The organism is Exiguobacterium sp. Leaf187, from assembly GCF_001423925.1.
Classification (GTDB): domain Bacteria; phylum Bacillota; class Bacilli; order Exiguobacteriales; family Exiguobacteriaceae; genus Exiguobacterium_A; species Exiguobacterium_A indicum.
This window is the reverse complement of the sequence record NZ_LMPR01000009.1, coordinates 1292233-1314923: the sequence shown is the minus strand read 5'-3', so window position 1 is coordinate 1314923 and position 22691 is coordinate 1292233. Positions and strand designations below refer to the sequence as shown.

21 protein-coding genes are annotated in these 22691 nt (G+C 47.0%); 20 read left to right on the top strand and 1 reads right to left on the bottom strand.

The window, feature by feature from the left end; translation table 11 throughout:
- Positions 1–39: 39 nt before the first annotated feature.
- From ASF99_RS11080 to ASF99_RS11035, 10 genes are all read left to right on the top strand, one after another.
- Positions 40–558, top strand: coding sequence for a FadR/GntR family transcriptional regulator (locus tag ASF99_RS11080; RefSeq protein ID WP_023469041.1), 519 nt, complete (start codon positions 40–42; stop codon positions 556–558).
- A 21-nt stretch (positions 559–579) separates the two neighbouring features.
- Positions 580–1440: an acetyl-CoA carboxylase, carboxyltransferase subunit beta gene (accD, locus tag ASF99_RS11075; protein WP_023469040.1), complete on the top strand. Its 861-nt coding sequence runs from the start codon at positions 580–582 to the stop codon at positions 1438–1440.
- A complete protein-coding gene (accA, locus tag ASF99_RS11070; protein ID WP_023469039.1) occupies positions 1427–2362 on the top strand; it encodes an acetyl-CoA carboxylase carboxyl transferase subunit alpha in 936 nt (311 codons plus the stop codon). Before accD ends, accA begins: the two co-directional genes overlap by 14 nt.
- Positions 2363–2509: 147 nt before the next feature.
- Positions 2510–3478, top strand: coding sequence for a 6-phosphofructokinase (gene pfkA, locus ASF99_RS11065; protein WP_023469038.1), 969 nt, complete (start codon positions 2510–2512; stop codon positions 3476–3478).
- A gap of 65 nt (positions 3479–3543) precedes the next feature.
- Positions 3544–5292 (top strand): pyruvate kinase, encoded by a 1749-nt coding sequence (pyk, locus tag ASF99_RS11060; RefSeq protein WP_055968754.1) that lies wholly within the window; start codon positions 3544–3546, stop codon positions 5290–5292.
- A 59-nt stretch (positions 5293–5351) separates the two neighbouring features.
- Positions 5352–5822 carry a DUF441 domain-containing protein gene (locus tag ASF99_RS11055; RefSeq protein WP_023469036.1) on the top strand — a complete coding sequence of 157 codons (471 nt, stop codon included), beginning with the start codon at positions 5352–5354 and terminating at the stop codon, positions 5820–5822.
- 218 nt (positions 5823–6040) lie between these two features.
- Entirely contained in the window at positions 6041–7153 is a 1113-nt protein-coding gene (gene citZ, locus ASF99_RS11050; protein ID WP_023469035.1) for a citrate synthase, read from the top strand.
- Positions 7154–7224: 71 nt separating this feature from the next.
- Positions 7225–8499 (top strand): NADP-dependent isocitrate dehydrogenase, encoded by a 1275-nt coding sequence (icd, locus tag ASF99_RS11045; protein WP_023469034.1) that lies wholly within the window; start codon positions 7225–7227, stop codon positions 8497–8499.
- Positions 8500–8521: 22 nt separating this feature from the next.
- Entirely contained in the window at positions 8522–9460 is a 939-nt protein-coding gene (gene mdh / locus ASF99_RS11040) for a malate dehydrogenase (protein ID WP_055968751.1), read from the top strand.
- A gap of 455 nt (positions 9461–9915) precedes the next feature.
- Entirely contained in the window at positions 9916–11055 is a 1140-nt protein-coding gene (locus ASF99_RS11035) for a zinc-dependent alcohol dehydrogenase (protein WP_023469032.1), read from the top strand.
- Between the two features lie 59 nt (positions 11056–11114).
- Here ASF99_RS11035 and ASF99_RS11030 read toward each other — a convergent pair whose 3' ends face one another.
- A complete protein-coding gene (locus tag ASF99_RS11030) occupies positions 11115–11540 on the bottom strand; it encodes a divergent PAP2 family protein (RefSeq protein ID WP_023469031.1) in 426 nt (141 codons plus the stop codon).
- 221 nt (positions 11541–11761) lie between these two features.
- On the opposite strand from ASF99_RS11030, the gene ASF99_RS11025 reads away from it, so the two are divergent.
- The 10 genes from ASF99_RS11025 to ASF99_RS10980 all read left to right on the top strand — a co-directional run bounded on the left by ASF99_RS11025 (position 11762) and on the right by ASF99_RS10980 (position 22682).
- The gene (locus ASF99_RS11025) at positions 11762–12472 is read left to right on the top strand and encodes a response regulator transcription factor (RefSeq protein ID WP_035396870.1); all 711 of its coding nucleotides are present in this window, start codon (positions 11762–11764) and stop codon (positions 12470–12472) included.
- Entirely contained in the window at positions 12469–14202 is a 1734-nt protein-coding gene (pnpS, locus tag ASF99_RS11020; protein ID WP_023469029.1) for a two-component system histidine kinase PnpS, read from the top strand. The genes ASF99_RS11025 and pnpS overlap by 4 nt, the downstream gene beginning before the upstream one ends.
- 212 nt (positions 14203–14414) lie before the next feature.
- Positions 14415–17012, top strand: coding sequence for a DNA polymerase I (gene polA, locus ASF99_RS11015; RefSeq protein WP_055968749.1), 2598 nt, complete (start codon positions 14415–14417; stop codon positions 17010–17012).
- A gap of 16 nt (positions 17013–17028) precedes the next feature.
- Complete coding sequence (mutM, locus tag ASF99_RS11010) at positions 17029–17859, top strand: DNA-formamidopyrimidine glycosylase (RefSeq protein WP_035396555.1); 831 nt, start codon at positions 17029–17031, stop codon at positions 17857–17859.
- The gene (gene coaE / locus ASF99_RS11005; protein WP_023469026.1) at positions 17856–18461 is read left to right on the top strand and encodes a dephospho-CoA kinase; all 606 of its coding nucleotides are present in this window, start codon (positions 17856–17858) and stop codon (positions 18459–18461) included. The genes mutM and coaE overlap by 4 nt, the downstream gene beginning before the upstream one ends.
- A gap of 132 nt (positions 18462–18593) precedes the next feature.
- Entirely contained in the window at positions 18594–19637 is a 1044-nt protein-coding gene (locus ASF99_RS11000) for a glyceraldehyde-3-phosphate dehydrogenase (RefSeq protein WP_023469025.1), read from the top strand.
- A gap of 258 nt (positions 19638–19895) precedes the next feature.
- Positions 19896–20282, top strand: coding sequence for an adenosylmethionine decarboxylase (gene speD, locus ASF99_RS10995; RefSeq protein WP_023469024.1), 387 nt, complete (start codon positions 19896–19898; stop codon positions 20280–20282).
- Between the two features lie 107 nt (positions 20283–20389).
- The gene (locus tag ASF99_RS10990; protein WP_023469023.1) at positions 20390–20758 is read left to right on the top strand and encodes a hypothetical protein; all 369 of its coding nucleotides are present in this window, start codon (positions 20390–20392) and stop codon (positions 20756–20758) included.
- A 13-nt stretch (positions 20759–20771) separates the two neighbouring features.
- The gene (nrdR, locus tag ASF99_RS10985) at positions 20772–21248 is read left to right on the top strand and encodes a transcriptional regulator NrdR (RefSeq protein ID WP_023469022.1); all 477 of its coding nucleotides are present in this window, start codon (positions 20772–20774) and stop codon (positions 21246–21248) included.
- Positions 21249–21320: 72 nt separating this feature from the next.
- Complete coding sequence (locus tag ASF99_RS10980) at positions 21321–22682, top strand: replication initiation and membrane attachment family protein (protein ID WP_023469021.1); 1362 nt, start codon at positions 21321–21323, stop codon at positions 22680–22682.
- Positions 22683–22691 lie beyond the last annotated feature (9 nt).

Sequence of the window (22691 nt, the reverse complement as noted above, 5' to 3'; positions counted from 1 at the left end):
CAACCGACTGAAGGGTCAGAAAGGTGGTGCCGTATCGATATGGAGAAGAAACGAAATGCGTTTGAAGCCAATATCGCGGCGATTAAATTGATGATCGAACAAGATGGATTAGTTCCAGGAGACCGTATTCCATCAGAACGGGAACTGGCAGAACGACTATCCATCAGTCGACCGTCCGTGCGAGAAGCATTACGGACGCTCGCTTATTTAGGGATCGTCGAGACACGACATGGAGGCGGAAGCTTTCTATTGAACCGTGACGATCATACCTATATTCAAATCATCGCTCAATTCTTAGTGACTGGCGATTCGAAGTTCGAAGACTTGGCAGGAACGCTCCGCTTGCTTGAGCAAGCAGCGCTCACGCAGCTGGATGACCTTTCGGTGCTTGCACCAGTCGTATCATCCGATGCAGCGTTTCGTGAGACGTTGATTCAGACGGTCGATAACGATTTGTTTGAACGAATCTGGCGACAAGTCAATGCCTTCCATAAAAGCTTCGGTCAAGGGGAACTCTATACGCAGGCGGAACGGGAACAACTCTTGAACCGCCCATAGGATGACAAGGGGGAACTGAACGTGCAAGCATTTTTTCGAAAACCTAAAAAGTTCGTCACGCTGACTTCGAAGGAGCAGCGTGTCGATGTGCCAGTTGGCCTAATGACGAAATGTCCGAAATGTAAATTAATCCAATATACGAAACAACTGGAGGCGAACTTACGTGTCTGTTCATGTGGGTATCATCACCCGTTGACCGCGCAAGAACGTTTTACGCAATTATTCGATGAAGGTTCGGTGACGTATTTCGACTTACCGGCAGTTCAAGCGGATCCGCTTGGATTCCAGGATTACCCGGAAAAATTAAAGGGCGACCAAGTCAGAACGGGTCTTGAGGAAGCGATCGTCTGTGGCGTCGGGAATGTGAATGGTCACCCACTCGTCGCTTGTGTCATGGATGCACGATTCCGGATGGGCTCGATGGGTGCAGCGGTCGGTGCTGCGATTTCTGAAGCGGTTCGTTACGCAACAAAACATCGTCTACCTGTCACGATTTTCTCCGCTTCAGGTGGAGCACGGATGCAAGAGGGAATGGTTAGTCTCATGCAGATGGCGAAATCGAGTCTCTTCTTAAAACAGCATTCAGATGCTGGATTACTTTATATTTCTTGTATGACGCATCCGACGACCGGCGGGGTATCAGCAAGTTTTGCGATGCTCGGTGACTTTAACATCGCTGAACCGGGGGCGTTGATCGGGTTTGCAGGTCGACGGATCATCGAACAGACGATACGTGAAAAACTACCGGAAGATTTCCAAACAGCAGAATTCTTATTACAAGCAGGTCAACTGGACGATGTCGTATCACGACATGATCTGAAAACGTACTATACGCGAATCTTAAAGCTACATGCGGAGGGAACGAACCATGCAACCATTTGACCAACCAGTCATCGCGTTACGCGAAAAAATTCTTGAGCTCCATGATATGGCGGAAACACAAGGACTAGACTTCAAGGAAGAACTCCAACTTCTTGAAGAACGCCTTCATCGGTTAGAACTCGATATTTACGGGAATATGAAAGCGTGGAATCGCGTTCAATTGGCACGTCATCCAGAACGTCCAACGACACTCGATTACATTGAATCCATTTGTGAAGACTTCATCGAGTTGCACGGCGATCGTCATGGATATGATGATGCGGCAATCGTCGGTGGAATCGGAACACTGAATGGTCGTCCGGTGACGATCATCGGTCATCAACGCGGAAAAGATACAAAAGAAAACATTCGTCGTAATTTCGGGATGCCACATCCGGAGGGGTACCGAAAAGCACTACGTCTCATGCAACAAGCGGAGAAATTTAATCGACCGATCATTACGTTCATCGACACGAAAGGGGCTTACCCAGGACGTGCGGCAGAAGAACGTGGTCAGAGTGAGGCCATCGCGAAAAACTTATTTGAGATGGCTGGCATGACGGTTCCAATCATCTCGATCGTCATCGGTGAAGGTGGATCAGGTGGTGCTTTAGGAATCGGAGTGTGTGATCAACTCTTGATGCTCGAGAATTCAACGTATTCGGTCATCTCTCCTGAAGGTGCTGCAGCATTGTTATGGAAAGATGCAAGTCTTGCGGAGAAAGCGGCAGAATCGATGAAGATCACAGCACCTGATTTATTACGACTCGGGATCGCGGATGCCATCATTCCAGAAGTCGTCGGAGGGGCGCATCTCGATGTGTCACTACAGGCGGATAAATTAAAAACTGTATTGGTACAGAAGCTCGAATCATTGGTTCATCTGACCAAGGAAGAGCTCATTGATCAGCGGACTGAAAAATATCACCAAATTGGCACATAAGCACCATGTAATCGCTATCATGATTGATATTCCTCATTTCCGGAATCGATGATGAAAAAACAAGTGAAAGTTTATGCAATCTGCCCTGTTGTAAAACAAGAAAACAACGTGCTATTTTAGATTCAGATTAATGGAGAGGTGATTAACGTGAGTTTAAAACGGATTGCTGTCTTAACGAGTGGTGGCGATGCACCCGGTATGAACGCTGCGGTGCGTGCTGTCACGCGTAAAGCGATTTTTCATGGCTTAGAAGTATTCGGTGTCTATAACGGCTATCAAGGATTGATCAACGGGGACATCGTCCAGTTGAACCTTGGATCAGTCGGTGACATCATTCAACGAGGCGGAACGTTCCTACGTTCAGCACGTTGCCCTGAGTTCCGTACAGAAGAAGGACGAGCAAAAGCGGTCGTCAATCTAAAGAAATTTGAAATTGATGCACTCGTCGTCGTAGGCGGAGACGGGTCGTATCGTGGTGCCCAAAAATTGACGGGACTTGGTTTCCCGACAATTGGACTTCCAGGTACGATCGATAACGACATCCCTGGAACGGACTATACGATCGGTTTTGATACAGCGCTCAACACGGCGCTTGAAGCGATCGATAAAATCCGTGATACGGCATCGTCGCATGAGCGAACGTATGTCATTGAAGTCATGGGACGCGATGCGGGTGATATCGCATTATATGCAGGACTTGCTGGTGGAGCAGAATCGATTCTTGTTCCCGAGCGTCCTGAAGATTTAAAAGAAGTGCTTTCCCGTATTCAAAGTGGTGTCGACCGCGGTAAGAAACACTCAATCGTCATCGTCGCTGAAGGAGCAGGCCGTGCTCAGGACGTGGGAGACGCTATCGCAAAAGAAACAGGTCTCGATACACGCGTCACGGTACTTGGTCACGTTCAACGTGGTGGAGCACCAACGGCAGCGGACCGTGTACTTGCAAGTCGGATGGGGGCGCATGCCATCGAAATCCTACTTCAAGGAAAACAAGGACGTGTCGTAGGTGTACGTGGTGGTAAGATGATCGATCTCGATATCGATGAGGCACTCGACGAAAATAAACATGAGCTGGATCTTGATATTCTTGAGCTTTCAAAACAGCTTTCGATTTAACGAACGTCGATAGGATTGAAATGGACAAGAGCACTTGGCCAAACACCGTAGGAGGTTTATGGAATATGCGTAGAACTAAAATTGTATGTACGATTGGACCGGCGTCAGAAAAACGTCTTCCAGAAATGATTGAAGCAGGTATGAACGTCGCTCGTTTGAACTTCTCACACGGCGATTATGAAGAACACGGTGCACGTATCACGGATATCCGTCGTGCAGCGAAAGAAGCAAACAAAATCGTTACGATTCTTCTTGATACGAAAGGACCAGAAATCCGGACACATTCGTTTGAAGAAGGAAAAGCGCTTCTCGCACGTGGTCAAGAAGTCATCATCGTTAGCGGAGACGCAAACGAAATCGTCGGAACGAAAGATAAATTTTCAGTCACGTATGAAGGACTCTATGATGACGTCGAAGTTGGTTCGATGATCATGCTTGATGACGGTCTCATCGGTCTTCGTGTCACTGAAAAACTTCCGAACCGTGAGCTTCGTTGTTCCATCGAAAACGAAGGCGTCATCAAGACGAAAAAAGGCGTTAACTTGCCAAACGTGAAGGTTAACCTTCCTGCTTTGACAGAAAAAGATATTGCGGATATCGAGTTCGGTATCAAGAGCGATATCGATTTGATCGCGGCATCTTTCGTACGCCGTGCGTCAGACGTCGTTGCGATTCGTCAATTGCTTGAGAAAAACAACGCGAGCCATATCAAAATCTTCCCGAAAATCGAGAACCAAGAAGGTGTCGATAACATCGAAGAAATCCTTGCGATTTCGGACGGTTTGATGGTAGCGCGTGGTGACCTCGGTATCGAGATTCCAACGGAAGAAGTCACGCCAACTCAAAAAGACTTGATCAAGCTTTGTAACGACTTCGGTAAACCAGTCATTACAGCAACACAAATGCTTGACTCGATGCAACGTTTCCCACGTCCAACACGTGCTGAAGCATCAGACGTCGCGAACGCGATTCTTGATGGTACGGATGCAATCATGCTTTCAGGTGAGACAGCAGCAGGGGACTACCCAATCGAATCTGTCCAAATGATGCACTCGATCGCAAAACGTACAGAAAAAATGCTCGACTACAAGCTCTTGTTGAAAGATCGTCAGACACGTAGTGAGCACACAGTAACGGATGCAATCGCTCAAGCGGTTACGCACACTGCAATCAACTTGGACGCAAAAGCAATCTTGACACCGACACAATCGGGTTACACGGCTGCACGTATCTCGAAATACCGTCCAGAGCCAAACATCGTCGCTGTTACACCAAGCGCACGTGTCGCACGTCAGTTGAACATCGTATGGGGCGTGTACCCAATCGTCGTTGATCATCTTTCAGACAACACGGATGACATGTTGACACTTGCTGCGGACACAGCAAAAGACGCTGGTTTCGTCACAGATGGTGATCTCGTCGTCATCTCAGCAGGTATCCCTGCTTTGACTGCTGGTACAACGAACATGTTGAAAATCCACATCGTCGGTAAAGAGATCGCAAACGGTCGTGGTATCGGTGAGCGTGGAGTCGTTGGCGAAGTCGTCATCGCAAACAATGCTGAAGAAGCAAACTCTAAAGCGAAGCCAGGCATGATCCTCGTTACGAACTCAACTGATCGTGACATGATGCCTGCAATCGAGATGGCTGCAGCGATGATCACAGTTGATGGCGGATTGACAAGCCATGCTGGAATCGTTGGACCATCACTCGGTAAACCAGTCATCGTTGGTGTCGAAGATGCATTGACAGTCTTCAAAGACGGTCAAATGATCTCAATCGATCCATTGACAGGTAAACTATATAACGCATAATCCATTCATGACGGACGTGACTTAGGTCATGTCCGTCTTTTTTTGTATGAGGAGGACGTATGGAAGCTTATCTTTTTTTGATTGCCCTCGTCTTCATCGGGGTCATCGCACAAAATAAATCATTAATCATTGCTGCAGCCTTCCTGCTGATCATCAAGGCAATCGGGCTGGATGGTAGACTGTTTCCTTCCTTGCAGGCAAAAGGAATCACGTGGGGCGTCACATTGATCACGGCAGCGATCCTCGTACCGATTGCAGCAGGGGATATCGGATTTAAGGAGTTGCTCCAAAGTATTCGGGGACATATCGGCATCATCTCATTTTTATCAGGAATTTTTGTTGCAATCGTCGCGGCACACGGTGTTGGACTGATGAAAGAAGATCCACTCGTGACGACAGCCTTGCTAGCTGGAACGATTCTTGCAGTAGGACTTTTCCGTGGGGTACCGGTCGGACCATTGATTGGTGCTGGAATCGCGGCGCTCGTCATCGGAATGTGGGATGTCATCGCAAAAGCGTTCACAGGATGAGCCGAATCAGCAAAGTAACTGAATTAATTTTTTGATAATAGTATGCAAGTTCATTCACTTTTTGGGTATTTTTGTTTATACTAAGAACAGAAACAAGATGGTCTATTCAAGAGTACAGCGCTACAAGCATGGGGAACGACTCTTGAGTGGACGTCTTTTTTTCAATACGGAAATGAAAGCGTTTTAAATTTCTGGGGAAAAAAAGGGGGATTATTGTCATGACGCAAACTAAAGGTTTAGAAGGAATCGTCGCGACTTCATCGAAAATCAGTTCGATCATCGATGGTCAATTGACGTATGGCGGTTATACGATTGATGATTTGGCGGAGCACGCCTCATTTGAGGAAGTCGTCTTCTTGTTGTGGAACGACCGTCTACCAAAAGAAGAGGAATTGAAGCAACTATCGGAAGCACTTATTTCCGAAGCAACGGTTGCGACTGCCGTTCTTGAAACGATGAAGGCAGCACCGAAGTCGGCGAATGCGATGGCGACGATTCGAACAGCGCTCTCTCAACTCGCGCTTTACGATGAGACATCGGAAGATATGTCGACTGAGGCGAATTACGCTAAAGCCATCAAATTACAGGCACAAATCGCAACACTCGTCACAGCTTACGCTCGTATTAAAAAAGGACAAGAGCCGATCGCACCTAAAACAGGTCTTTCATACGCAGGAAATTTCTTGTTCATGTTGACGGGTGAAGAGCCAACGGAAGTTGCAGAAAAAGCCTTTAACCAAGCGCTCGTTCTTCACGCTGACCACGAGTTGAACGCTTCGACGTTCACAGCACGCGTATGTGTCGCGACACTCTCTGACGTCTACTCAGGTGTGACGGCAGCGATGGGCGCATTAAAAGGACCACTTCACGGTGGCGCGAACGAAGCCGTCATGAAGATGTTGTTAGAAATTGATTCGGTTGAAAAGGTTGACGAGTATGTTCATAATAAACTTGAGAACAAGCAAAAAATCATGGGCTTCGGTCACCGTGTCTACAAGGACGGCGACCCACGTGCGAAGCATCTTCAAGAAATGAGTCGTCAGCTGACTGCTCAAATCGGAGAGCCGAAATGGTATGAGATGTCAGTTAAGATCGACGAAATCGTCCAATCGGAAAAAGGATTGAAACCAAATGTTGATTTCTATTCCGCTTCTACGTACCATGCACTTGGACTTGATACAGAACTATTCACTCCAATCTTTGCAGTAAGTCGGATGTCAGGTTGGTTGGCGCACATTTTAGAGCAGTATAGCGATAACCGTCTGATTCGCCCGCGTGCAGACTACACGGGTGAAACGCACCGGACATACGTGTCCATCCAAGAACGTTAAAAGGACGGGGAGGAGCAATCCTCTCCTGATTTTTGATGTAGATTACAATTACTTAAGGGGGATTTTTAGACATGGCTACACTTCAAGGCGAAAACATCACAGTAACTAACGGTACACTTCAAGTTCCAAACGCTCCAATCATTCCGTTCATCATTGGTGACGGAACAGGACCTGACATCTGGAACGCAGCGGTACGTGTGTTTGATGCAGCAGTTGAAAAAGCATACAACGGTGAAAAGAAAATCGAATGGAAAGAAGTCTACGCTGGTGAAAAAGCATTCAACAAAACAGGCAACTGGTTACCGGAAGAGACACTTGACCTCATTCGCGAGCACATCATCGCAATCAAAGGACCACTTACGACACCAGTCGGCGGCGGAATCCGTTCGTTGAACGTTGCTCTACGTCAAGAGCTTGATTTGTACACATGTCTTCGTCCAGTTCGTTACTTCACAGGTGTGCCTTCACCGGTTAAACGCCCAGAAGATACAGACATGGTCATCTTCCGTGAAAATACTGAAGACATCTACGCAGGAATCGAATACGCAGAAGGCAGCGAAGGCGCTGCAAAACTGCTTGAGTTCCTTCAAAACGAAATGGGTGTCAATAAAATCCGCTTCCCTGAGACATCTGGTCTTGGAATCAAACCGATTTCAAAAGAGGGAACAGAACGCCTTGTTCGTGCAGCAATCGAATATGCACTCGAGAACAAACGTGCTTCATTGACGCTCGTTCATAAAGGAAACATCATGAAGTTCACTGAGGGTGCTTTCAAAAACTGGGGCTACGAGCTTGCTGAGCGTGAATACGCAGAGCACGTCTTCACTTGGAACCAGTACGATCGCATCAAGGAAGAAAAAGGAACAGATGCTGCGAACAAGGCACAAGCAGACGCAGAAGCTGCTGGTAAGTTGATCGTGAAAGACTCAATCGCTGATATCTTCTTACAACAAATCTTGACTCGTCCAAAAGAGTTCGATGTCGTTGCGACAATGAACTTGAACGGTGACTACATCTCGGATGCACTTGCTGCACAAGTCGGTGGTATCGGAATCGCACCTGGAGCAAACATCAACTACATGACAGGTCATGCGATCTTTGAAGCCACTCACGGTACAGCACCGAAATACGCTGGACTTGATAAAGTCAACCCATCGTCTGTCATCTTGTCAGGCGAAATGATGTTCCGTCACCTCGGCTGGAACGAAGCGGCAGATCTCATCATCAAATCGATGGAAACATCGATCGAATCGAAAGTCGTCACATACGACTTCGCACGTCTCATGGATGGTGCGACTGAAGTGAAGTGTTCTGAATTCGCGGACGAACTCATCAAAAACATGTAATCCGATCAGGAGGAATGAGTCGATGAACAGACGGAAGAAGATCGCAGTCATAGGAAGTGGCTTTACGGGAGCGACGACGGCACTCTATCTTGCTCAGCGAGAGCTAGGAGATGTCGTCCTCGTCGACCGACCCGAGCAAGAGAATCCGACGAAAGGAAAGGCGCTTGATATGCAAGAGGCAGCGCCGATCCTCGGATTTGATGCTTCGGTAAAAGGGACATCGAACTATGCGGACATCAACGGTGCGGATATCGTCGTCATCACTGCCGGTATCGCCCGAAAGCCAGGCATGAGCCGCGAAGACCTTGTAAGTACGAATGCTGCCGTCATGACGGCTGTGACGAAGGAAATCGTCGCGCATGCACCGGAATCAATCATCATCGTTTTGACGAATCCCGTCGATGCGATGACGTATACGGTCTATCAGGCATCTGGTTTTCCGAAAGAGCGTGTCATCGGTCAATCCGGTGTCCTCGACACGGCACGCTTCCGGACATTCTTAGCAGAGGAACTGAACGTTTCTGTAAAGGATGTATCGGGATTCGTACTCGGAGGACACGGGGATGACATGGTGCCGCTAATGCGTTATTCGCAGGCGGGAGGCATTCCAATCGAGAAACTGATATCCAAGGAACGGTTAGAGGCGATCGTTGACCGAACGCGTAAAGGCGGCGGTGAAATCGTTCAATTACTCGGAAACGGTTCCGCTTACTACGCACCGGCAGCAGCAATTGCTGAGATGGTCGAGGCGATCTTGAAGGACCAGCGACGTATTCTCCCTGCCATCGCTTATCTCGAAGGTGAATATGGATATGACGATATGTATTTCGGTGTACCGGTCATTCTTGGCGGAAATGGTGTCGAGCATGTCTATGAACTCGAACTGACGACTGAGGAGCAAGAGGCTTTGAATCGCTCTGCATCTACAGTCCGCTATGTACTCGACTTATTAAAATCTTGATTCAAAAAAAGACGAACTTGTCACTTTCGACAAGTTCGTCTTTTTTCATCTCGTCATAATCGATGAGGAGAAGCATAGTGTGATAACTTGGCATACCAAGGGCAGACCAGTATAAGAAGAAATGTCAGCCACGGAATCAAATATCCGATTCGAAGGAAGTGACCTTGATGTTCCATATGGAGGTGTTGTGAGTTTTGACAATGCGGACAGGGCAGTCCGTGAGCAGACCAGATTAAACGATAGATTGTTCGAGCAGACCAGGATTGACGACAAACGGTGCATCGTGCCACGCGAGTGCCTCCTTTCATTCATAGGTTAATTGTGTAAAGTGTGTTTTTCACAACATACGATACACATAGGAGAAAAGTTCCAATTTTAATAAACATGTAGAAAAGATGATTGTATTAGGGTAAGGACAAAGGTACGTCATTTTATTCCACTAAGGGGGATGCCACATGCGCGCCGTAACGTACCAAGGAGCAAAAGATGTTCAAGTCAAACAAGTCCAGGATCCATCGATTGATAAAAACGATGATATCATCGTCAAAATCACATCGACTGCCATTTGTGGATCAGATTTACACATCTATCAAGGAAATATGCCGGCTCACAAAGATTATGTCATTGGTCATGAACCGATGGGCATCGTTGAAGAGGTTGGACCAGGTGTGACGAAGGTCAAGCGTGGCGACCGCGTCGTGTTACCGTTTAATGTTGCTTGTGGTCACTGTTTCTTTTGTGAACATGATATGGAGAGTCAATGTGATAACTCGAACGGAAATCCCCATGTCGATACAGGTGGGTACTTCGGTTTTACAGAAGAGTTTGGTGGACATCCCGGTGGTCAGGCGGAATATTTAAAAGTTCCGTTCGGGAATTTCATGCCACTCGTGATTCCTGAATCATGCGAATTAGAAGATGAGGCATTATTGTTCTTATCTGACGTTTTACCTACGGCGTATTGGAGTGTCCTGCATGCGGGTGTGAAAAAAGGAGATACGGTCGTCGTACTCGGATCAGGACCAGTTGGACTAATGACACAAAAATTTGCATGGATGCAAGGAGCAAAGCGAGTCATTGCGGTGGATGATCAAGTGTATCGATTAAATCATGCTAAAGTCACGAATAAAGTCGAGACAGTGAATTTCTCGGATCACGCAGAAAGTGGTGCGTATATTAAAGAGCTGACACAAGGTGGAGCAGACGTCGTCATTGATTGCGTCGGTTTTGATGGGAAGATGTCCCCTGTAGAAAAAATTGAACAAAAGATTGGTCTGCAAGGTGGAACGTTGAGTGCCATTGACATTGCAAAGGACGCTGTCCGGAAATTTGGTACTGTGCAGTTGACAGGCGTCTACGCTAAAAAATATAATCAGTTTCCACTTGGCGATTTCTTTACCCGAAATATTACGCTGAAAATGGGACAAGCACCAGTCATTCATTTGATGCCGGAACTGTTCCAGAAAATCATCAATCAAGAATTTGATCCGACGGATATCGTGACACACCGAGTGGCACTTGATGATGCTGCTTCTGCCTATCAGACATTTAATGATCGGACAGATGGATGCATCAAGGTCGTCTTGAAACCATAAGCTATATCATACTCAAACAGCCCATCCGATTATTGGATGGGCTGTTGTACATCATAGGATTAAAAGAAGAAGACGGGCCATAGAAGACCGACGACTAGTCCGAGTAACAGACCGACGAACACCTGAAACTCGGTATGACCGACGAGCTCATTCAGGAGAGGGGTCTCATGGCGAATTCCTTTGAAATAATCATTGAGTAGTTTTGCCTGAACACCGACTGCTTGTCTGACACCGGTCGCATCATACATGATGATTGTCGCAAAGATGACAGCCAGTGCAAAAATCGAAGACGAGAAGCCCTCCTGAAAACCGATGACAACGGCTAAGGCGACGACAGTCGAACTATGTGAACTAGGCATACCACCGGAAGCAAACATGATTTCCAGGTCGAACTTTCGTGTCCGAACCAAACTCGTGACAAGCTTCGCTGCTTGAGCGATGAACCACGCCGTGATGGCTGCAAAAAGGGGATGGTTCCATTCCATACATTCTACCTCCTACAATTAACGATATGTATTGTTTCCCCGTTTTATTAGCTTTTACACGAACGATCTAGTTGGATTCGGCATCTCCTTTAAAGATTATGTAAAGAAACTGCAGAAAGATTTGTGGTTTTCCATTAAAAGTCGGTAAGATGAAGACAGACGAAGCGGATTCCACGGAATTCCTCATTCGAAAAGAAGGAAACTTGAGGGGGATGCAAGGTTTGAAAGATAAAATTATCGTGGTAGATGATGAGTTGTCGATTGCAACGTTGTTGAAGTTCAACTTAGAACAAGCCGGCTTCATCGTTGAAACAGCTCATGATGGGATGTCTGGTTTAAAATTAGCAGAAAAACAAGATGCGGCATTGATCGTCTTAGATTTGATGTTACCGGAGCTTGATGGTCTTGAAGTATGTAAACGTCTCCGCCAGCAAAAAATCAATACACCGATTTTGATGTTGACGGCAAAAGATGACGAATTTGATAAAGTTCTCGGATTAGAACTTGGAGCGGATGATTATTTGACGAAACCATTCAGTCCACGTGAAGTCGTTGCGCGCGTAAAAGCAATTTTACGTCGCATGAGTCATCAAACGACTTCGTCGGAAGAAGTGACGGATGGAACAATCATTATCGGAGATGTCAAAATCGTTCCTGACAATTACGAAGCATTTAAAGCCGAAGAGCGGTTAGAGCTCACGCCAAAAGAATTTGAGTTACTTGTTTACCTTGCAAAAAATAAAGGACGTGTGTTGACTCGCGACCAGTTGTTATCTGCCATCTGGAATTATGATTTTGTTGGCGATACCCGTATCGTAGATGTCCATATTAGTCATGTCCGAGAGAAAATCGAGCCGAATACGAAAAAACCGATTTACATTAAAACGATTCGCGGTTTAGGTTACAAGATGGAAGAGCCGAAGGCGGAATGAGTAAGTATCGCAAACGGTTTATCTTTAAAATGATTTCGTTCATCAGTCTCGTCCTTGTAGCACTTGGATTTTTATTAGGTCAATCCTTCAAAGAATTCTATGTCCAAAATGAAAAAGAAAAATTGATGGATGAAACAGCGCTAGTTGAGACGATTTTGAGAGATCGAGAAGTACCAGACATGTCTCGGTATGTAAATGAACTATATGCTGAATCGAATTTCGATATGATTTTATTCAACAGCCGTGGAGAAATCATTGCTGGAACACCTGTTGATGTGACGAAATTAAAAGTAGCGACCCTCAATTTTTCAGCCATTCCTGACGAGGGCACATTTGAATCGAAAACTGATGATAGTGTCGTCCAATTTACAAAACCTGTTCCGACAGCGGATGGGGGAGAAGTCTACGTCAGTTTCATTCGTTACGCCCAAGACTTGAATGTCATCTATTCACGGATTTGGACGGTCATCATTCTGTCCCTACTCGCCTCGTTAGTGATCATATTCTTGACGATCTATCGGTCGACGAAACGATTCCTACGTCCAATCGCAGAAGCAACAGATGTTTTACATGAACTGTCGCACGGGAACTACAAGTCGCGTGTGTATGAATTAGCGGCACCGGATGAATCACGCGATTTAGGGCGCTCTATCAATCTATTAGCGCGAAATCTCGAAAACGCATCGTCTGGTGAAGCAATGCAACGAGCACGTCTCGAATCTTTGATCGAATACATGGGCGCCGGTCTTATGTTGATTGATGAGAAGGGCTACGTCCTGCTCGTCAACCGGACGTATCGGGAAATGTTCAACATTCATGAACCGTCTAGTGGGAAGCTGTACTATCGTGTACTTCCGAACGAAAAAATGAGTCAGGTGATTGAAGATGTCTATCTGACGGAAAAACCGAATCGAAAGCAGTCGAGTGTTCGATTTGGCATCAATAGCCGGACGTTCATGGTCAGTGCCGCTCCGATTTTCGATAAGAACGGTCGGGTGCAGGGAACGACCGTCGTCTTTAACGACATCACGGAAATCAAGAAGCTAGAGCAGATGCGTAAAGACTTCGTCGCGAATGTCAGTCACGAATTGAAGACACCACTAACGTCCATTAAAGGATTTGCAGAAACGTTACTCGATGGTGCGCAAGAGGTTCCGGAAATCCGGGAGCAGTTCTTACGGATCATCCACGATGAATCGGAACGAATGCAGACATTGGTAGAAGATTTGCTTGAGCTGTCTCGTTTAGAACAAGATAACTATCAGCTCGAGACTGCAATCGTTGACGTGACAAGTCTCGTTCGGGAGACAGCAGCACTCCTGCATCGACGAGCAACAGAAAAAGAGATGACGATTCATATCGAAATGGAAGAGGAAGTCTTCATCCGAGCAGATCTGAATCGTCTGAAACAGGTCGTCGTTAACTTGGTTGCGAATGCGTTGAATTATACGCCGAACGGCGGCAACGTCTGGATTCAGCTCGAGGATGGAGAAGAGTCTGTCCAACTCATCATCAAAGATGACGGAATTGGTATTCATCCGAAAGAAACCCAACGAATCTTCGAACGTTTCTATCGTGTCGATAAGGCACGAAGCCGTAATTCTGGGGGAACGGGTCTTGGACTAGCCATCGTCAAACACATTGTCGACCTCCATCACGGTGAGATCGAAATCGCATCGGAAGAGCACAAAGGCACGACATTTACGATTCGTTTACCAAAACATGGCTGAATTTCACAGTGGATTCACATTTCCTTAATAGATGTATCTTATGATGAAAGTACCTTCTTCATCATCTGTATGGCGACTGGATCAGCTCCCATGTCGTCATGCCCTTGGCGGTTGACTCTCCGTGAGTCAATCGTCTTTTTTTGGTCATTTTTAGCGAACAAATGTGTGTAGAGTGATACAATAGGAACAGAAAATCGATTAAAGGGGCGTAGATGATGGAAAATAAATTGCTATTGATTGATGGGAACTCGTTGACCTATCGGGCGTTTTTCGCCTTACCACCAATGACGGATGCGCAAGGACGAAATACGAACGCAGCTTATGGCTTTACGATGATGTTATTGAAGTTGCTCGAGGAAGAACAACCGACACATATGCTCGTTGCCTTTGATGCTTCGAGTGAAACGTTCCGTCATGATGTCTATCAGGAGTATAAGGGAAGTCGGGAAAAGACACCGTCCGAACTACGTGAGCAATTCCCGATCGTCCGGGATATCTGTGAAGCGCTCGGTATTCAAATGATGGAACTCCATCGCTATGAGGCAGATGATTTGATTGGTACGCTCGCACGAACGATGCCGACGGATCGGACGCGGATCGTCACTGGAGATAAAGATTTACTTCAACTTGTCACGGATAAGATCGAAGTCTTGATCACGAAGCGTGGGATTACGGACGTCCAGTGCATGACTGAGGAACTGTTCGCTGAGACGTATGGTGGTCTAAAGCCGATTCAAATGATTGACCTGAAGGGGTTAATGGGGGATAAGTCGGATAATATTCCAGGGATTCCTGGAATTGGTGAAAAGACGGCGGTAAAACTGATTTCGGCATATGGTTCTGTCGAAGGACTGTATGAGCACGTCGAGGACTTAAAAGGGAAGCAAAAGGAAAAAGTCATCGCGAACGAAGAGCTCGCACGACTATCGAAAGAACTCGCGACAATTAAAGTCGATGTCCCGCTTGAGACGACGCTAGAGGATTTGCAAATTCGGGACGTTGATACCCAAGTTCCTTATTCGTTGTTCCAGTCGCTCGGCTTCAAGTCGTTGACGAATCGATTCGCCCCTGTCGTCAAAGAAGAGGATAAAGAGCAGTTGAACGTCGTGACGATCACTTCACTTCCTGAAGACGTCACCGATGCGGTATTGCTTGCTGAACAGTTGCGAGAGGATTACATGGAAGAAGACATCATCGGGTTTGCGATTGCGACGCCTGACACGATCTATGTTGCTGCTCCAACGCTCGTTGAGGATCCGGTATTCCGCCAATGGATCGAGTCAGAACATCGGAAGATTTGTCTCGATGCCAAACAAGTCGCATTCGCATTGCGTAAGCATGGCTTAACCTTAAACGGTTATGAGGATTTGTTATTAGCGGGTTACTTATTGAATTTAAGTGGCGGTACGACGCTCGCTTCAATTGCTGGTCATTATGCATTGATGGCACCGAACGAAGAAGCAGTCCTCGGTAAGGGAGCAAAACGTCTAGCCCCAGCGGATGACGTATTACACCCTTATCTTGCAGAGAAGGCACGGATGATCGAATTATTGTTCCCGAAAGTCCGGGAAGAGTTGAAGGCGAATCAGCAATATGAGCTGTATGAAACACTAGAGCGTCCATTGTCAGGTGTCCTCGCTGAGATGGAGTGGACTGGGATTCGTGTCGACGTCGCGACGCTCCAATCGATGCAAGCAGATCTTGCCGGACGTTTAACGGAACTTGAGACGTTGGTCTTTGAAGCGGCAGGTGAGTCGTTCAATATCAATTCACCGAAACAACTTGGTGTGATTCTGTTTGAAAAACTCGAACTACCAGCCTTCAAGAAAACAAAGACCGGCTATTCGACTGCCGCAGACGTTCTTGAAAAACTGCGTCCGTTGCATCCGGTCATCGATCACATCATGTTATATCGGGAGCTCCAAAAATTACAGTCGACGTATGTCGAAGGCTTACAAAAAGTCATCAAGGAAGACGGAAAGATTCATACCCGTTTTGCTCAGACGATTGCCCAGACAGGCCGTTTAAGTTCGGTCAATCCGAACCTTCAGAATATCCCGATTCGGATTGAAGAAGGACGGAAGATTCGAAAAGCCTTCGTTCCAAGTGAAGCAGGCTGGTCACTGTACGCTGCCGATTATTCACAAATCGAATTACGTGTCATGGCCGATATGTCGCAGGATCAGACGCTTGTCGATGCGTTCTTACATGATGAGGACATCCATACCCAAACGGCAAGTAGTGTCTTTGGTGTCGAACCGGAGGATGTCACAGGAAACATGCGTCGTCAGGCGAAAGCTGTCAACTTCGGCATTATTTATGGAATCAGCGATTATGGACTGTCACAAAATTTGAACATCACGCGGAAGGAAGCACAATCGTTCATCGATCGTTATTTCGAGCTGTTCCCGCAAATCAAACAGTTCATGGATACGGCGATCGAGACGGCACGAGCGAATGGATTCGTCGAAACGTTGATGAACCGCCGCCGTAATATTCCGGATATCAATTCGAAAAACTTCAACTTACGCGGTTTTGCGGAACGTACGGCGATCAATACGCCGATTCAAGGTTCGGCTGCGGATATCATTAAAAAAGCGATGCTTGATGTTCATGCTGCCTTACAGGCATCTGATCTGAAAGCGCGTTTGTTATTACAAGTACACGATGAGTTGATTTTTGAAGCACCAGACGAGGAACTCGATGCGCTACAAGCGCTTGTCAAACAAGCGATGGAGCAGACCGTCGAATTATCCGTACCGCTACGCGTCGATGGGGGCGCAGGACATACGTGGTACGAAACGAAGTAAGCAAGGAGGAATAGACGTGCCTGAATTACCTGAAGTCGAGACCGTTCGCCGCAGTTTAGAACGTTCGGTCTCTGGAAAAACAGTCTCTTCCGTCAAAGTCTACCACCCGAAAATGATTCGGGGGATGGAAGTGGCACCATTTGCAGATGCCTTACATCAAGAACGGATCGAACGCGTCGAACGTCGTGGTAAGTTCCTACTCTTTGATTTTGATCGTTTTTATCTCGTCAGCCATTTGCGGATGGAAGGGAAGTACTTCCCGTATCCACAACCGGTCGAGCGGGATAAACATACTCATGTCGTCTTCCGTTTCACGGATGGTTCGGAGCTGCATTACAATGACGTCCGGAAGTTCGGAACAATGGAATTACGTGATAAGGAAACAGCGATGCAGACTGCTCCACTGGCACAGCTGGAGCGTGAACCATTTGATCCAGAGTTCACAGCAGAAGTGTTAGCGGAGAATTTAATTCGTAAAAAAAGAAGTCCAATCAAAACGGCATTGCTCGACCAATCGATCTTCCTTGGTCTCGGTAACATCTATGTCGATGAGACCCTTCATGCGGCACGTGTCCATCCGTTGACGAAGGCTGGTGCCTTGACGCTTGATGATATCTCACGCATCCATCAAGCCGGTGTCGACGTCTTACGACAAGCGGTAGAAGCAGGGGGAAGTACGATCCGAAGTTATGTCTCACCTTCCGGAAAAGGTGAGTTCCAGCTTCAACTCGCGGTATACGGTCAAAAGGGCGAACCATGTCCCCGTTGCGGCACTGCCATTGAAAAAATCAAAGTCGGCGGACGAGGAACACACTTCTGTCCGACGTGCCAACAGGTCGCCTTATGAGGGTAGGTCTGACGGGTAGTATCGCTACCGGTAAAAGTACGGTCTCTAGCTATCTGAAGCAAAAAGGAATAGCCGTCATCGATGCGGATCTTGTTGCGCGAGAAGTCATTGAACCAGGAGGGCGAGCCTATGATGGGGTCAAGATGGCCTTCCCGGAAGCATTCGAAGAAGGACGTCTCGTTCGTCCAAAACTCGGACAAATCATTTTTCAGGATAGCGAAAAACGACAACAGCTGAATCAGTTGATGCACCCAAGTATTCGACAACAGATGCTTGATGAAGCAGATGCCTATGAACGTTCAGGACATTCGCTCGTCGTATTTGATATTCCGTTATTACTTGAAGGCGATTGGCGTACGCTGTTCGACCGTGTCGTAGTCGTTTATTGTCCGGAAAACATGCAGTTAAGACGATTGATGCAACGTAATGATCTATCGGAAGAAGAAGCATATGCACGTATTCATTCGCAACTTAGCATTGAACAGAAAAAAGAGCTTGCGGATGATGTGTTCTTCAATGATGGGAGTCTTGATTCGTTATATCAACAAATCGATAAATGGTTAGTATTATATGACACCGATAAGCATGAGAGTGGTACATGAAAAGTGTGAAGTGAGAGAAGTTTCCATCTTCTCTCACTTTTTTTAGAGAACATAATGAAATCGCTTACATTTCATGATATAGTTCTATCTGTAAACGGAGCTACATCCGTCACATTGAAGGGGGATCCGCACATGGGAGTCAAGGTGGCAGTCAATGGTTTTGGTCGAATTGGTCGAATGGTCTTTCGACGTCTGATCGCTGAGGGGAAAAGCGAAGTCGTAGCAATCAATGCAAGCTATCCAGTCGAAACACTCGCACATTTAATCAAGTACGATACGGTACATGGGAAATTCAATTATCCGGTCGACATCATCGATGGGGCGTTGATGGTTGACGGAAGACAAATTCAAATCGTCAGTGAACGCAATCCTGAACTATTGCCGTGGGGGGAACTCGGCATCGATATCGTCGTCGAAGCGACAGGAAAGTTCAACTCAGATACGGGTGCTGCGAAGCATTTAGTGGCAGGCGCAAAAAAAGTCGTCATCACGGCACCTGCTAAAGGGGATGTCCGGACGATCGTCATGGGTGTCAATGACGACATGTATGATCATGAAACAGATGCTATCGTCTCGAACGCATCGTGTACGACGAACTGTCTCGCACCTGTCGTGCAAGTCATCGACCGGGCATTCGGAATCGAATCGGGTCTCGTGACGACGGTTCACGCGTTTACGAACGATCAAAATAATATTGATAATCCACATAAGGATTTACGACGCGCCCGTGCATGTGGCTCATCCATCATTCCAACATCGACAGGTGCGGCAAAGGCGATTTCTCTCGTCTTGCCACACTTGGAAGGAAAATTGAATGGACTCGCGCTTCGTGTTCCGACACCGAACGTCTCACTCGTCGATCTCGTCGTCGAAGTCAGTCGCGATACGACGGTTGCTGAAGTGAACGAAGCGTTCACGAAAGCAGCGGACGGTGCGCTTGAAGGCATTCTCGGAATGACGATGGAACCGCTCGTTTCGATCGACTTCAACGGAGAAGAGCGTTCGACGGTCGTCGATGGACTCTCGACGATGGTCATGGGTGGTCGTCAGGTGAAGGTCCTCGCTTGGTACGATAATGAGTGGGGTTACTCCTGCCGCGTCGTCGACCTCGTACACCTTGTTTCGGCGCACTTAGAGGCGATGGGAACGGTTGAAAAAGAACTTGAATTGAATTAATGACAACGGGCAGATCCCAGTAACGACGGGACCTGTCCCGTTTTTTTTCTAGAAATGTATTAATTTTTGAAATTTATCCTTGTGTATCTTTTTGATACTCGCTATAATTCAAATCGTGAACTTCAATCGGTCTGGCAATCGCAGCTTAAAGGGTTAGGACCTCTCTGGACTAACTTTCCCCCGTGGGTGCGAACGACTCAGGCGCAAAGTAAGTGATCAACTACTTTGAAGACCATTGAATGTAGGGGGGATCCACAAATGGATACTATGGGAAGACACATTATTGCAGAACTTTGGGATTGTAATCCTGAAAAATTGAACGACATGGAATTCGTTGAACGACTTTTCGTTGACGCAGCACTTCAAGCAGGTGCAGAAGTACGAGAAGTAGCATTCCACAAGTTTGCACCACACGGCGTCAGTGGCGTCGTCATTATCTCTGAATCGCACTTGACGATTCACAGTTTCCCAGAGCACGGGTATGCATCAGTTGATGTCTTTACTTGTGGGGATCGGATCGATCCAGCCATCGCAGCGAACTACATTGCTGAAAAGCTCGATGCGAAAATCCGTGAAAATGTCGAAATTCCACGTGGTATGGGACCAGTTCAAGTTCCAGCGGCTACTGTCCAGCACGTCAACTGACAACACACACGAATTCGTCAAGCCCTCGTCGTTCAGACGAGGGCTTTTTAATATGTCTGACGTCTGTTATTCTTAATAGTAGAAGAAACAAAGAAAAGAGGATGACCATGGGACTGAAGGAACGCTTGCAAAAACAGCTAGAGACATCCGATACACATAAAAACGAAAATTTACGCACACACTACTATGCGGCAACAGTCGAGATGTTGTTTGCTGGTTTAGAAAATATCTTAAAGCAAGAGGGCGGGACAGTTCGTCGTGTTGACGCGGAACGTGGAGAACTCGCTTTTACATTAAAAGAAGTCGACGGACTCGCGACCGTCATTATGGTGGCGGGCGGACGTACGGCCGTCGATCTATTCTTACATCGTGAAAGTCTTCTCGGACCTGATCTCGAAAAACACATCGAGCGAATCTATGCATCACTTGATGCGGGATATCGATTAAAAATGATTGGAACAAAAGAAATCACGTGAACGGAGGTACGGCATGCGCTGTCCAGCCTGTAATTTTAACGGAACAAAAGTACTGGACTCAAGACCGGTCCAGGATTTCGGTTCGATTCGGAGGAGACGTGAATGTGAGTCTTGCGGCTATCGCTTTACGACTTTCGAAATGGTCGAACAGACCCCTTTAATCATCGTAAAGAAAGACGGAACGCGCGACGAGTTCAATCGTGATAAAATTTTGCGGGGACTAGTGCGTGCCTGTGAAAAACGACCAATTTCGATTGAACAGCTAGAAACAGTCGTCAGTCGGGTCGAAAAGGCATTGCGGGCGACAGCTCAGCATGAGATTCCAAGTGAGCAGGTCGGACGTCTCGTGTTAAATGAATTAGCTTCCGTCGATGAAGTAGCATACGTCCGCTTTGCGAGTGTCTATAAACAATTCAAGGACATCAATGTCTTTTTCCAAGAGCTCTCTGAGCTGATGGAGCGACATCAAGAAAATGACCGTGAAAATTGAACGTGATATAAGAGAGGTCGTCTGTCCGGTCAGCGCACCTCTCTTTTTCTCCCTAAAGAAAGGACGAGTCAGATGGTAGAACGTGAACTTTCCGGTACCGATCTTTGCTTAGTGATGAGCAATGGTGTCGTCGACCGTGAGGCTTATCAATCTTTATATTATTTGTACCAGCCGATCATTGGTGTCAAAGCACTTGGACTCTATCAAACGTTTTGGAGCGAGATGATTCCGGGAAAAACAAAATCCCAATACATCTCCCATGCAGAACTCGGAACGCTACTCGGTTTTTCCGTCGATGAGTTCAAGGAAGAATTATTCAAGCTAGAAGGGATCGGTTTGATCCGGACGTTCGAAGCGCGCCAAGCCGCGTATCGCTACATCTATCAAATCCGGGTGCCGCTTGCGCCGAACACTTTCTTGAATGACGGGGTGTTATCGAGTCTGCTATTCTACCGCGTCGGTGAAATCCGGTTCCGGTCGTTACAGCATCGTTTCCGGACGGAGCCGCTTCCGAAGAACATCGTTGATCGGACGGTCCGATTTGATCAAGTGTTCGATGTGAAAGCTGGTCTTGCTTCTGCGCATCAGCCGAAGGCCTATGCCAAACAGGAACGAGCAGTATATGAATTCGATTATTCGTTTGATTTAGAAGAGATGAAACGTCAAACCGATCGCTTTTTACCACGGACCTTTTACTCAAAGGCGATCGATCATCTGCTCGTGAAGCTTGCTTACGTCACGCAGTCGAATGAAGCATTGATGGCGGAACTGTTGAATGCCCGTTTCCGTCACGAAGCATACTTGCCGATGACCGATGCTGAGAAACAAGAACGTTGCAAACAGATGATGTTGTCAGCGAAACAAAAACTCAGCCGAGAGAAAAAAGCGAAGGTCGCCTCACTCGACACGATCGAGGTCGGAGACGTCGAAGCAACGGAGACGATGGAAAGCACCCATCCGAAGCATTATGTCGCGAAGTTGCGGAAGGTCAAAGCGCTGTCAGAACGAGATGAAGAGCTGATCCAGCAATTGATCATCGATTATGAAATGTCGTCTGGGATCGTCAATGCCGCCTACTATTATGCGCTCGTCGTCAAAAAAGACAATCGCTTCAGTAAGAACTTCCTCTTATCGATCGTCGATGATTGGAAACAGAAGGGGTACGTGACAGCATCCGAGGCACTGGCGAAGACGCAGGAGCAGGATGACTTGATCGCGAAGAAGCAGGAGCAAAAACAAGAACGCGCGCGTCAGACCGTTGGTGGACGTCGGGGACGGACAAGCAATACGAACGGCGGTCCGAATCCGAAATGGTTGCAAGAAGAGAAGGCGAAACAGCAACAGTATGAAGCCTCTAAAAAAGCGAGTTTCGAAGCGGATGTTCCAGACGATGAAGAGATGGAACGAATCTTACGAGAACTGAAGGGGAACTAAAGGAGTCGG